This window comes from Prevotella melaninogenica (genome assembly GCF_018128065.1).
Classification (GTDB): Bacteria; Bacteroidota; Bacteroidia; order Bacteroidales; family Bacteroidaceae; genus Prevotella.
Window position 1 is genome coordinate 1,709,742 of record NZ_CP072360.1, and the last position, 12,970, is coordinate 1,722,711.

12 protein-coding genes are annotated in these 12,970 nt (G+C 43.4%); 5 read left to right on the forward strand and 7 right to left on the reverse strand.

Translation table 11 applies throughout. The features are described 5' to 3' along the window. Positions 1–96 precede the first annotated feature (96 nt). Both lpxB and surE read right to left on the reverse strand, forming a co-directional pair. Positions 97–1,296 (reverse strand): lipid-A-disaccharide synthase, encoded by a 1,200-nt coding sequence (gene lpxB, locus J5A56_RS12700; RefSeq protein WP_021671470.1) that lies wholly within the window; start codon positions 1,294–1,296, stop codon positions 97–99. A gap of 12 nt (positions 1,297–1,308) precedes the next feature. Next, a complete protein-coding gene (gene surE, locus J5A56_RS12705; protein ID WP_021671469.1) occupies positions 1,309–2,082 on the reverse strand; it encodes a 5'/3'-nucleotidase SurE in 774 nt (257 codons plus the stop codon). 114 nt (positions 2,083–2,196) lie between these two features. On the opposite strand from surE, the gene J5A56_RS12710 reads away from it, so the two are divergent. The 5 genes from J5A56_RS12710 to J5A56_RS12730 all read left to right on the forward strand — a co-directional run bounded on the left by J5A56_RS12710 (position 2,197) and on the right by J5A56_RS12730 (position 8,543). Next, complete coding sequence (locus J5A56_RS12710) at positions 2,197–2,964, forward strand: ParA family protein (RefSeq protein WP_021671468.1); 768 nt, start codon at positions 2,197–2,199, stop codon at positions 2,962–2,964. 210 nt (positions 2,965–3,174) lie between these two features. Further along, entirely contained in the window at positions 3,175–4,080 is a 906-nt protein-coding gene (locus J5A56_RS12715; protein WP_021671467.1) for a ParB/RepB/Spo0J family partition protein, read from the forward strand. Positions 4,081–4,250: 170 nt separating this feature from the next. After that, positions 4,251–5,030: a DUF5683 domain-containing protein gene (locus J5A56_RS12720; protein ID WP_211815558.1), complete on the forward strand. Its 780-nt coding sequence runs from the start codon at positions 4,251–4,253 to the stop codon at positions 5,028–5,030. Between the two features lie 40 nt (positions 5,031–5,070). Next, positions 5,071–6,207, forward strand: a complete 1,137-nt coding sequence (locus J5A56_RS12725; protein WP_021671464.1) for a lytic transglycosylase domain-containing protein — start codon at positions 5,071–5,073, stop codon at positions 6,205–6,207. A 41-nt stretch (positions 6,208–6,248) separates the two neighbouring features. Next, complete coding sequence (locus J5A56_RS12730; protein WP_021671463.1) at positions 6,249–8,543, forward strand: RelA/SpoT family protein; 2,295 nt, start codon at positions 6,249–6,251, stop codon at positions 8,541–8,543. Positions 8,544–9,160: 617 nt separating this feature from the next. Here the strand turns inward: J5A56_RS12730 and J5A56_RS12735 are convergent. Genes J5A56_RS12735 through J5A56_RS12755 form a run of 5 tightly spaced genes read right to left on the reverse strand, consistent with a single transcriptional unit; the run spans position 9,161 to position 12,853 of the window. After that, positions 9,161–9,772 carry an ATP-binding cassette domain-containing protein gene (locus J5A56_RS12735; RefSeq protein ID WP_231370800.1) on the reverse strand — a complete coding sequence of 204 codons (612 nt, stop codon included), beginning with the start codon at positions 9,770–9,772 and terminating at the stop codon, positions 9,161–9,163. Positions 9,773–9,825: 53 nt separating this feature from the next. Continuing rightward, positions 9,826–10,794: a hypothetical protein gene (locus J5A56_RS12740; RefSeq protein WP_021671460.1), complete on the reverse strand. Its 969-nt coding sequence runs from the start codon at positions 10,792–10,794 to the stop codon at positions 9,826–9,828. Positions 10,795–10,836: 42 nt separating this feature from the next. Continuing rightward, a complete protein-coding gene (locus J5A56_RS12745; RefSeq protein ID WP_081691273.1) occupies positions 10,837–11,613 on the reverse strand; it encodes an ABC transporter permease in 777 nt (258 codons plus the stop codon). A 6-nt stretch (positions 11,614–11,619) separates the two neighbouring features. Then, on the reverse strand, positions 11,620–12,528 hold the full coding sequence (locus tag J5A56_RS12750; RefSeq protein ID WP_021671457.1) for an ATP-binding cassette domain-containing protein: 909 nt from the start codon (positions 12,526–12,528) through the stop codon (positions 11,620–11,622). Next, positions 12,521–12,853 (reverse strand): hypothetical protein, encoded by a 333-nt coding sequence (locus J5A56_RS12755; protein WP_196801652.1) that lies wholly within the window; start codon positions 12,851–12,853, stop codon positions 12,521–12,523. Before J5A56_RS12755 ends, J5A56_RS12750 begins: the two co-directional genes overlap by 8 nt. Positions 12,854–12,970 lie beyond the last annotated feature (117 nt).

A 12,970-nucleotide genomic window follows, 5' to 3' on the forward strand; every position in this document is an offset into this window, starting at 1 on the left:
AATATTTCTGTTCACGTAAATAATTTGAATAGATAGACTTATTTGACTAAAACCAACGCACAAATTAACTAACAAACATGGTTTCAAGCTGTCTATTTATTCGTAAGTTTGTTCACTCATAAACTCGTTTTTTGGTTCACTTGACAACTCATAAACCTGCCTACTCAACAGCTTTTCAACCATAATTCTTGCTGCATTATCAGGAGCCACCTTGTCACCCAAACGCTCACGAACAAGCTGGTAATCAGCTAACATACGTTCACGAGATGTCTGACCGGGAAGAATACGATATAACTCGTTGGCAATGTTACGAATTGAAAAGCGATCAGCAAGAAGTTCCTGCACAATTTCCTTATCAGCAATAAGGTTGACAAGAGAGATAAAACGCACCTTAATAATATACTTAAAAGCAAAACGAATCAACTTTGGAACTGGCGTTTCGTAGCAGACAACCTGCGGAACATTCAGCAAGGCTGTTTCAAGCGTTGCAGTACCACTCGTTACGAGTGCAGCAGTGGCATGGGAAAGAAGTTCGTAAGTCTGAGTCTTCACCAACTTTGCCTCGCTCGTACCTAAGAACTTCTTATAATAACTTTCAGTGATAGAAGGTGCGGCAGCAACCACCATCTGATAATCTTCAAAGTGACGTGCAGCCTCAAGCATAGAAGGAAGATTATCCTTAATCTCCTGCTTACGACTACCCGCAAGAATTGCAATAATAGGTTTAGAAGACAAGCCGTTACGCTGACAGAACTCGTCTTTTGATTCCGAATAGACATGACGGAAATTATCAACCTCCTCGGCTGTTGGATTACCTACGTAATGTATTTTGTAATTATGTTTCTTCTCATAGAAAGGAACTTCAAACGGCAGAATAGAGAACATTTCTCTCACATCACGTTTAATAGCTTTGATACGCCATTCCTTCCATGCCCATATCTTTGGAGAGATATAGTAATAGACAGGAATATTGGTATTCTTCTTTACAAACTTTGCAATACTAAGATTAAAACCTGGATAGTCAACAAGAATAACAGCATCAGGCTTCCAACGCATAATATCCTCCTTACACATCTTCATATTCTTGAAAATGGTAGGCAGATGCAGCAATACTGGAACGAAACCCATATAGGCAAGCTCACGATAATGCTTCACACGTGTACCGCCCACTTTCGCCATCAGGTCACCACCAAAGAAACGAAATTCAGCTTCAGGATCATACTGCATCAACGACTGCATAAGGCGTGAGGCGTGCAGGTCGCCAGATGCTTCACCAACTATCAGGTAATACTTCATAATATCAAAGAATTAAAGAGATTCCCACGTTTTCATCTTATCAAGCACTTCATAATCAGTCACGTCAATCTTAGATGGCGTAACAGTTACATATCCATGCGCTAATGCCCACTGATCGTTATCGGTAGCATCGGGCTCATCATTGCGATAATGCCCTGTCATCCAATAATAATCAAAGCCACGAGGATGCTTGCAAGGTTCAACTTCTCTCACCCAACTACCCCACCCCATACGGCACACCTTCAGTCCAGCGAACTTCTCTACCTTTGGGAAGTTCACGTTCAGGCAGATACCCTTTGGTAATCCTTCAGCAAGAACTTTCTTGACAATAAGTCTTACGTAATCACGCAAGTAAGAAAGATCCGCATTAGGGTTGTAATCACAACTTGAAAAGGCGATAGAAGGGATATATTTCATACAACCCTCATACGCAATACCCATCGTTCCACTGTAATGATTATTCACAGAAGAATTATCTCCATGATTGATACCTCCCAAGATAAGATCAGGCTTTCGATCGACAAGAATCTGGTCTAACGCTAACTTCACACAATCGACTGGCGTACCTGTACATGACCACACCTCACAGTCAGGGATGTTATGACGTTTCTTTAACAGCAGATAATCAACCACTGAGAACGCACGTGAGAAACCCGAACGTGCAGCCTCTGGAGCACAAACAATGATTTCCGCAAAGTCTGAGAGGAATGAAACGAGCATACGAATACCTTTAGAATGGTATCCGTCGTCGTTAGATATAAGTATAAGTGGTTTCTTAGAATTCATAAATTTCACTTTGATTTCAGTGCAAAAGTACGAAAAAAGGTTTATAAAGCCCTCCTATCTCATATAAAATATGTATCTTTGTAGCCTAATAAATGTATAGGATTAAATAGAAAAATGGGAAAGATTATCGCACTTGCCAACCAAAAAGGCGGCGTCGGAAAGACGACTACCACCATCAACTTGGCAGCTTCTTTAGCAACGCTTGAGAAGTCTGTATTGGTGATTGATGCCGATCCGCAGGCGAATGCCTCCAGCGGTTTGGGCGTGGACATCAAGGAGGTGGACTGTTCGCTTTACGAATGTATCATTGACCATGCCGACATAAAAGATGCTATCTACACAACTGACATAGAAGGATTGGACATTGTTCCAAGCCATATTGACCTTGTTGGAGCTGAAATAGAGATGTTAAAGCTTAATGGTCGTGAGAAGGTTATGAGCAGTCTACTTGCTCCTATCCGTGACGAATACGATTTCATACTGATTGACTGTAGTCCATCACTTGGCTTGATTACTGTCAACGCCTTAACAGCAGCAGACTCTGTCATCATTCCTGTTCAGTGTGAATACTTCGCATTGGAGGGTATCAGCAAGCTATTGAATACCATCAAGATTATCAAGAGTAAGCTGAATCCGAAGTTAGAGATAGAGGGCTTCCTGCTGACGATGTATGATAGTCGTCTGCGTCTTGCTCGCCAGATTTACGATGAGGTGAAGCGCCACTTCCAAGAGTTAGTTTTCAAGGCTGTTATTCAGCGTAACGTAAAACTCTCTGAGAGTCCGAGTCATGGTTTACCAGTTATTCTCTACGATGCTGACTCAACGGGTGCGAAGAATCACCTTAGCCTTGCAAAGGAAATCATTGAAAAGAATAAGAAATAAAGAGGATAAAGAAACGGAGCATAAAGGTGTGTTTTGAAACTTACAGATGTGCTGTTTTCTGAGTGCAAAATTATTGTTTCTAATCGCAGATGTATCACCTTCCAAAAGATTGGAAACAAGGAATCGGAAACGAAGAGCAACACTGAATTTAACATACCAACCACTAACTCACCTATACTCCTTATCTCCATTAACTCCCAAACAAAGACTATGGCTGTACAAAAGAAATATAATCGAAACGCAAAGACCAATGCCCTCGGCCGTGGTCTGGATGCCTTAATATCTACTGAAGCTGTCAGTACACAAGGTAGTTCTACCATCAATGAGGTTGCCTTAGACCAGATTGAAGCGAATCCTAACCAACCACGTCGAGAATTCGACCCAGTTGCGTTGGAGGAGTTGGCGAATAGTATTCGTGAATTAGGACTCGTTCAGCCCATTACACTACGTCAGATAGATGATAATCGTTTCCAGATTATTGCTGGTGAGCGCCGTTGGCGTGCCAGCCAGTTGGCAGGTTTGAAGGCTGTTCCAGCCTACATCCGTACGATTAAGGACGAGAGCGTGATGGAGCTTGCACTGGTTGAGAATATCCAGCGTGAAGACCTAAATGCTATTGAGATTGCTTTGGCTTACGAACATCTGCTTGAAAAGAGTGGAATGACACAGGAACGTGTGGCAGAACGTGTGGGTAAGAGCCGTGCAGCTATTGCCAACTACCTCCGTTTGTTGAAGCTTCCTGCATTGGTACAGATGGGGCTACAAAAGAAAGAAATAGACATGGGACATGCTCGTGCATTGCTTTCTTTGGATAGCCCTTCACTGCAATTGAAACTCTATCGTGAGATTTTAAAGAACGGATACAGTGTTCGAAAGGTAGAAGGACTTTGTCAGCAACTCAATAATGGAGAGGATATACAGAGTGCAAAGAAGAAGATTTCAGCTCGCACTCGTCTTCCTGAAGAGTTTAATATCCTCAAACAGCGACTCTCATCATTCTTTGACACAAAGGTACAGATGAGTTGTAACGCAGATGGTAAGGGTAAGATTAGCATTCCTTTTGCATCTGAAGAAGAGTTACTTCACATCATGGAAGTGATGGATAAGATGAAGTAAGCTTTCCACTCTGAAAGATAAAGGTATTAGTAAGTATAAGATAAGCAAGTCTTCTGGTTTAGAAGAACTATTCACAAGCAATAGGAAGCCTCAACAAGACGCTGACTACAAAGCAAAGAATAAGTAACAAAACCTTCAAACCAGCAACTTAAGCAAGATAACGGGTAGTGATGAAGATGAATAATAGAATCCTCAAAGGACTGTTGATAGCCGGAATGCTCACCAGTATTACGGTCATGCAGGCACAAGATCTGCCCCATGACACGATAAAGGTGATGTATCCAGGCGACTCTACCATCGTTGATATACCTACTTCGCAAGATAAATATATAGAAGAGAAAGCTATCCTTACACGAGATGATGAGGGCAGACTCACATCTGTTATGCGGAAAGATAGTATTGGCATGGTAAAGAAGCAGGGGCGAGACTGGGCAAGTTGGCGTCCTAACCCTAAGCGTGCTTTGTGGCTTGCACTCGTCATACCTGGTGCGGGGCAAGCCTATAACCGTAAGTATTGGAAGCTACCAATCTTCTACGGAGGCTTTGTTGGCTGCGTCTATGCCATGACATGGAACAACCAGATGTATCACGATTATGCTCAAGCATACATGGACATCACGGATAACGACCCAACAACGCAGAGTTATAACAACTTCCTTCACCTTGGAGCTACTATCACCCCAGCCAATGAAGAGCGTTACAAGAACATCTTCAAACAACGCAAAGACCGCTATCGTCGCTGGCGTGACATGAGTATCTTTGCCACGATTGCCGTTTATGCACTATCGGTTATTGATGCGTACGTAGATGCTTCGCTATCCGACTTTGATATCTCAGATGACCTTTCACTGCACATTGCCCCAGCGGTCATATCAGATAAGAGTATCGCTACACCAAACAACCCTTTCCGTTCATCGGCAATTGGCATTGGATGTAGTCTGACATTCTAAGCAGCAGCGCACTGTATTTGCGCCAATTAAATCGGACAGAATGAGTAGAAAGAGATATATTGTTTCCTTCCTTATTACAACGGGAGCAACCTGCGGTCTATATGCACAACAACAGACTGTTGTCGATAACCGTGGTAAAGCTGTGAGTGTGATGATTCCTACAGCATCTGAGACGATGGCAGGATATGTTGATGTAGACTATGTAGATGATAAGTTCTATAATAGTAGCATACAAACAGGGTTCAGAAATACCCCCTCTACGAACGCAACAGAGCCTGAAAACAGCATGGAAATCATTGATCGTAAGATGCGTAATCTATCAGAAGTGATGACAATGACCTGCAATGAGGAGGTTAAGAAATATATTGATCGCTACACAAAGGCAGGACGCCAATCAACTTCCTATCTCTTAGGACGTGCACGTTACTATAACCCTATCTTCGAGGAAGCGCTGCGCTTCTATGGTTTACCCTTAGAGCTAAAGTATCTTCCTGTGATAGAATCAGGACTCAATCCCAATGCAACGTCACGTGTAGGAGCTGCAGGATTATGGCAGTTTATGGCAACAACGGGAAAACAATACGACCTTCAGATTGACAGTTATATTGATGAACGTCGCGACCCAGAGAAGTCGTCCTATGCAGCAGCACGTATGCTGAGCGACCTTTACAAGCAATTTGGTGACTGGACATTAGCTCTCGCTGCCTATAACTGTGGACCAGGACGTGTCAACAGTGCTATCACGAAGGCTGGTGGTGGGACTGACTTCTGGGCTGTCTACCAGCATTTACCAAAGGAGACACGTGGTTATGTACCTGCTTTCATCGCTGCTAATTATGTGATGAACTACTATGCTGATTACAACATCACACCTTTGTCAACAGAACTACCTAACCGCTGTGACACGGTCATCGTAGAAAAAGACGTTACTCTTGCTAAGGTAGCCAACGTTTTAGGTATGAATGTGGATGATTTGAAGACACTTAACCCACAGTATCGACAAGGTTTAATCAAGGCATTTGCAACCAATGGCGTAGCTAAGTTACGTCTACCTTATGAAATGATAGAGAAGTTCAAAAAATACAAAGACCAGATTTATCAGAACGAAACAACCAATGAAGAACCTAATATGACTATTGCGGCTACTCATATAAGCCAAAAAGGCATACTATACTAACAAGATACTTACACCTTATATATATAATGGGAGGATGCAGAATGGAAAAGGACAATATTGAAGTTAAGGAGATTGACTATGAGAAGATGGTAGATGATGCCTTTCAGCATCTCATCGACACCTATCTTGCTTCACGTCATCGAAAGAAAGTTGATATCATAACCAAGGCTTTTAACTTCGCACGACAGGCGCATAAGGGTGTGCGCCGACTATCGGGCGAACCTTATATCATGCACCCTATTGCCGTTGCTCAGATAGCTTGTGAAGAGATGGGACTCGGCGCAACAAGTATCAGTGCTGCTCTCTTGCATGATGTTGTAGAAGATACCGACTATACGGTGGAGGACATTGAAAATATGTTCGGTCCGAAGATAGCACAGATTGTTGACGGACTGACTAAGATTTCAGGTGGTATCTTTGGTGAGCAGGCTTCAGCACAAGCTGAAAACTTCAAGAAGTTGTTGCTCACTATGAGTGATGACATCCGTGTCATCCTCATCAAGATTTGCGACCGCTTACATAATATGCGCACCCTTGACTCGCAGCCAGCCAGCAAACAGTATAAGATTGCAGGTGAAACACTTTACATCTATGCGCCACTTGCTAACCGCTTAGGTCTAAATAAGATTAAGACTGAACTGGAAGACCTTAGCTTCCGCTACGAACATCCTGACGCATACGCCTCTATTGAGAAGAAACTCGCTTCAACACAAGCACAGCGTGACACCCTCTTTGAACAGTTCACAGCACCTATTCGTGCTGAACTTGACAAGATGGGATTCAATTATGAGATTAAAGCACGCATAAAGAGCCCTTATTCTATTTGGAATAAGATGCAGAACAAACACGTCACCTTTGAGGAGATATACGATATCCTTGCCGTCCGCATCATCTATAAACCGAAGTCACCTGATGAGGAAATCAACAACTGTTTCCAAATTTATGTGGCTATAAGTCAGATTTATAAGAGCCATCCCGACCGTCTACGCGATTGGGTGAACCATCCTAAGGCAAATGGCTATCAGGCATTACACGTGACTTTGATGTCTGCCAAAGACCGTTGGATAGAGGTACAGATACGTTCAGAACACATGAACGAATTAGCAGAACAGGGCTTTGCAGCACATTGGAAATATAAAGATGGTGGTGAGATTACTGAGGACGAGGGCGAATTGAACGAGTGGCTCAGTACGATAAAAGAGATTCTCGACGACCCACAGCCAGATGCTATGGACTTCCTCGATGCTATCAAACTCAACCTCTTTGCATCTGAAATCTTCGTCTTTACACCAAAGGGAGAGATTAAGACAATGCCTGCAGGTTGTACGGCACTCGACTTTGCTTTCCAAATCCACACTTTCCTTGGTAGCCACTGTATCGGCGCAAAGGTCAACCATAAGCTTGTACCATTGAGCCACAAACTCCAAAGTGGTGATCAGGTAGAGATTCTAACCTCTATGTCGCAACACGTCAATCCTTCATGGATTAACTTTGTCTCTACCGCTAAGGCAAAAGCGAAGATACAAGCTATCTTACGACGTGAGAGCCGTGAGTTGCAAAAGGCAGGTGAAGAACAGCTTTCAGCTTGGCTGAAGGCTCACGACCTTGAGATGACAACAGCCACACTGGATAAACTTTGTGAACTGCACGACCTTCGTAAGCATGACAGTCTTTTCCTTGCTGTGGGCAATAAGACCGTTATCCTTGGAGATACTGATTTGGACGAACTTCGTGGAAAGTCAAAGTCAGAGAAGACTGTTACTTCACGTGGCTGGCGTCGTTATGTTCCTTTCTTAAAGTCAAATGGCAAGAAGACTACTGAGTCAATCGAAGCAAAGAACACAGAATCTACCGAAGGCTTAATCGTTGTAACCAAAGAACTCAACAAAAAGAAGCCTATCTTTATCAACGAAGAAAACATACATCGCTATCTCTTCCCACATTGCTGCCATGCTATTCCGGGTGATGATATCCTCGGATATATTGACAACAAAAACCATATCGAGATTCATAAACGTGCTTGTCCTGTAGCTGCAAAACTGAAGGCAAGCTATGGTGGCAGAATCTTAGATGCCAAGTGGGATATGCACCATCAATTATACTTTGATGCAACGATTGAGATACATGGTATTGATCGTGGTGGTATGCTACACGACATCTCTGATGTTCTCTCCGACCAATTAGGTATTAATATCCGCAAGATAACCATTACCAGTGATAAAGGAATCTTTGGGGGAATCATTGAGATGCAAGTTCACGACCGAAAAGAAGTTAGATTCATTGTTGAGAGCATGAAGAATATCAAGGATATGCAGGAGGTGCAGGAGGTGCTTTGACATAGCGACCTCATTCCATCTCTTTTCCGAATGGGGGAGGAATAGTTTTTTTTCGTTAAAAGCATAGACAGGGAATAAGACTGAGGCTGATAGTATCCGGCAACAGCCGGCATTATACATCTGCAGTGACCGAGTCCCGATAAATATCAGTGCTGCCCGATGAACATTTGCCGTGCAAGGCAGCCATCAGCGTAATGCCGTATATGATAGCGACAGGAGTGGAACGGCCTTTTCTGCAGATGTGCTGATGCCCGGCACATCTTGTGTTGTCGGCAGACATCAGTCGTGTTGACGACCCGCTCCATGCCATATATTGTCTGGAGGGGAGCCTGCTTGTTGCCGGAGAAGAGCTGTGTGGGCAGAACTTATCTGAACAGGGGGGCTTTTCCGGAAACGATGCGGAATGGTCAGTTTAAAAGAAGTCATGGGAAATCTTGCGGTTTGAGTTTTATCGGACAGCATCAGATAAACATAAGTGCAGGAAAAGGGAATGTATGGTCTCGGTAATCCATCAGTCCCTCACGTCAAGCCCATGCGCTCTTCACGATAGCCATCTGCGCATTTAACGGAAGGGTCTGGAATATGCCGTTCGCCTGTAATCTGTTTTACAGGTAATTTCAGATGTTCTCTTTGAGTATGTATTTCTTTAAATCATCCTCAATGACTTTTGGAACGGCTTCTTTGCCCTCATAGGTCTTCATCATCTTACCTTGGTGGATGTATGCCAGAGTCTCGCAGATATCGGTCAAGGCAGAGATGATGTGAGAGGATATCAGGAATGTGCTTCCCTCTCTCTTTCTTTTGACTATCCAGTCTTTCAGTATGATGACACCTGCGACATCCAATCCGTTGAAAGGCTCGTCCATGATATAGAAGTCACACTTCTGCATCATCAGTGCCATGAGCATCAGACGCTTTTTCATTCCCAAAGAGTATTTCGACGGATAGCTGTTCAACGGAAGATGAAACAGCTTGTTGTACTGATTGATTTCTTCACCAGTACACGGAAGATGGGCAGCTTTCAGGCAGAATTCCAGAAACTCCTTGCCGGTAACCAGCGGGTAAAAGTAAGGCGTATCGGGCAGATAACCTATCCTGCAATGTTCTTCCATGATGACGTTGCCCTGATAATGTTCCAGGCCCGCAAGACACCTGAACAATGTGCTTTTGCCGGCACCGTTCTCTCCTACGATGCCATACACTTTACTTTTCTCTAACCGGAGGGTCATGCCATGAAGAATGACAGACGAGCCGTATTTCTTCCTTATATTGTTTATCTGAATCATGCTGAATATTTGCTGTAGACCATAAAAGATAACAGAAGGGTGGTGAACGCAGCCAAGGGAATCATCACGGTCTTCATATATCCTACGGCATCGACCATGAACAAAGCTGATAGCACAATCATGATTACAATCGGATTGTCTATTTTGAAATACCTGATAAGTTCCGACTGGAAAAGAAAGAGCGTGGCAAGGATATATATCATGACGACTTCTCCGATAACAAGAGCGTCAGCTTTGTGTATCAGGAGGATAGCGAAGAAGGGACATAGCAGTGCGAATGTATTCCCGACAGCATATATTGACTGTAAATGAATCATTCTCAAAGGGGAAGAGTAAAACATCAGATGGCTCTTCCTGACAGGCTGACAGATGAGGAATCCAAGCAGATATACGAAGAGCAGTAGTGTGGCATAGGTGATATTGATATTATGGTACAGCAGCCCCATGCAGGATGATAATATCCCCAGCAGGTAAGGGATAAGCAGCGTCCTCATACTGCCGGCATACTGATAAGAGCCTTTCAGCAGGAAAGGATAAGTGAACATTGTGAACTGCAGCCGGGGTCTGGGCAACATAGGCAGGACAATCGCTATTGCCACACAGACGAGAAGTGGCACCCAATAGAGGCGGAGCGCACAGATAGCTATTAATGGAGTGGAAAGAAGGACATACTCTGCCATCAGCAGCCTCTTCTCACTTCCGTACAATATCTGCAGGAGTTCCCTGTCGCCTCTGCTATAATGGAATCCGGCCACGAGAGCGGCATCAACCAGTATGATATTCGTCTGCGGAGCCAATGACAGTATATAGAGCAATAAGCCTGCGACACACAGCAGAAGGACAGAGACGATTATTCCAAGTCCCTTCATCAGACGGTAAACGATTAGAAGCTGTAATTTCAGGAAATTCATGTGCTTTGACCAGATAGCAAGGAGTCGGATTCTACCTTGTCCTTTATGAACCATTACATTGATGAGACCAAGGAGTGAAGCCGTTGCAGGCTGTCTTCAGAATTTTGACAGTGAACCGCTTTCTTTACTCTTGATGATTAAGAATTTCAGACAGAGATACCCTAAGAGCAAGTATAATCCATCATTGCAGAGAATGACCGTCAGGGTATTCGGTGTCAAAGATGATCCACGGAGCAACAACTGCTGTATGGCCGCATTCGCCTCTGCAAAGGGGAACAGCAACGTGAGTGCTGTCTTGGAAGAGATAAAGACTGCCCCGTAGGTCAGGATACCAAAGACGATGGAGGATACCATGCTGTAGAATGACGATATGCTCTTGTATTTTAATGCCAGTGAGGCGCACATGATTCCCAGACCTATAAGGGAGAAGATGGATATGAGAAACAGCGGAAGTACAGAGAGCCATTGGATGAAAAAAACCGCTTGCACGGAAGGGACCAGAAGAACGCAGATAAACAGTGTGAGAACGGACTGGATGATGGTAATCACACTTGACACAAGCCCCTTGACCAGAAGTAATGTAAAGAAAGATCTTGAATTGAGATACAGCTGTTCTATTGTTCCCTGGACAGTCTCCGACACGATGGAATCCACCACGGAGATGAAAGAGTTGTTGGCGATGAGCCAGATCATGAACGAGCAGATAAACGCCCATGTCTTGACCTCTGGTTTGCCCCGGAGGAGGACATGGGAGAGCAATACCATGAGCACAGCCCAGAAGAGAATATTGAACAGCGTGTTGAATTTATACCTGAAAGTCAATTTGATGGATTTGACAAACTCTGCCTTCAAAAGTCCCCAGAAATATATCATGATGAATCAGTTTAAATAAAAATCTTTTAGGTTCTCTCCTTCTATTTCCACGCTTGTCACCTCGTGTCCTTTTTGGTTCAGTCTGTCGATTTCCTTGCCCAATAGGAGTGCAGTGGTGAGAAGTCTGATTGTACAATAGAGGTCGTGCCGTTCCAGAATTTCATATCTGGCGGCCTGTAACTTGTCAATATCGGGATGCAGGATTTTAAGGATGAAAGAGTTGTCGAAGTTCACTGTATCTTCTTTCCTTTTCATGACTCCGTCTTGCAGCTTGAATATCTGCCGGGCGGTGCGTTCTATGAAGTTAAAGTCATGAGAAGTCATGATGATCAATCTGTTTGAAGTGATTTCCGGGGATGACAGGAAACTGCTCAGCCCGAATGCACTCTCAATGTCCAGCCCAAGGGTCGGCTCATCAAGGAATACGACGGGGGTGTTCATGCTCAGCGCACAGATGATGGCGACCTTTTGCTGCATCCCGCGAGACAGATTCTCTACCAGCTGATTCCTTTTGTCGTATAATCCTAATTCGTTGAGGAGTTCCTTGCTCTGACTACTTACGGCATTGAACGGGATGCCACGCACGGCGGCGAAATACTTTATGTTTTCCCATGGCGTCAGCTTGTAGTAGATGTTCCGGCTGCCTTCAGACAGCAGCGCAAAGGTCCTGTTCTTTTCTTCCTTGCTCATTGTCTGGAGGTCTTTCCCGAAATATTCTATCTTCCCCTCTTCATAATCCAGCAGGTCTGTGCAGGATTTGATAAAAGTCGTCTTGCCTGCTCCATTCGATCCCAGGATGGCGACAACGCCTTTCTCCAAAACGATATTCACATCTTTCAGGACCTCATTCCTATTGGATGAGGTCCTGAAAGTCTTTTTCAAATGATGCACGGAAAGTGCAGTTGTATTATTCATATACCTCAAGTATTTCTTGTCTGATATTTTGAGAAGCTTGATTAATACAATCCTGGAGTTTATACATGCCTTTTGTCAGACAATCATTAGTTAATTTACAATCTGAACATTTAGGACATAAAGGGATAAATAAATCTTTGAATATATTTTCATCAGAAATATCGGCTTCAATCTTATCATTGTACTTTTGATGTTTAAGGCTATATTTGTGTTTAATCCGATAATTTAGAATTTCTTTTATAGCCTGATAATATTCTTTGTTTGACACAAAGTCAAGAGACACAAAATCATTAAGATACGAGATAGCTTCTTTGTATCTTTTCAATTTAATGCTAATTAAAGTCAAAAGATAGCTAATAGGAATATTACTATAAATACTGTCAGATTTGAAATCTATATCCAGCAATTAGTCCTGCCGCAGCTAAAGCTGCTCTTTTGCCCT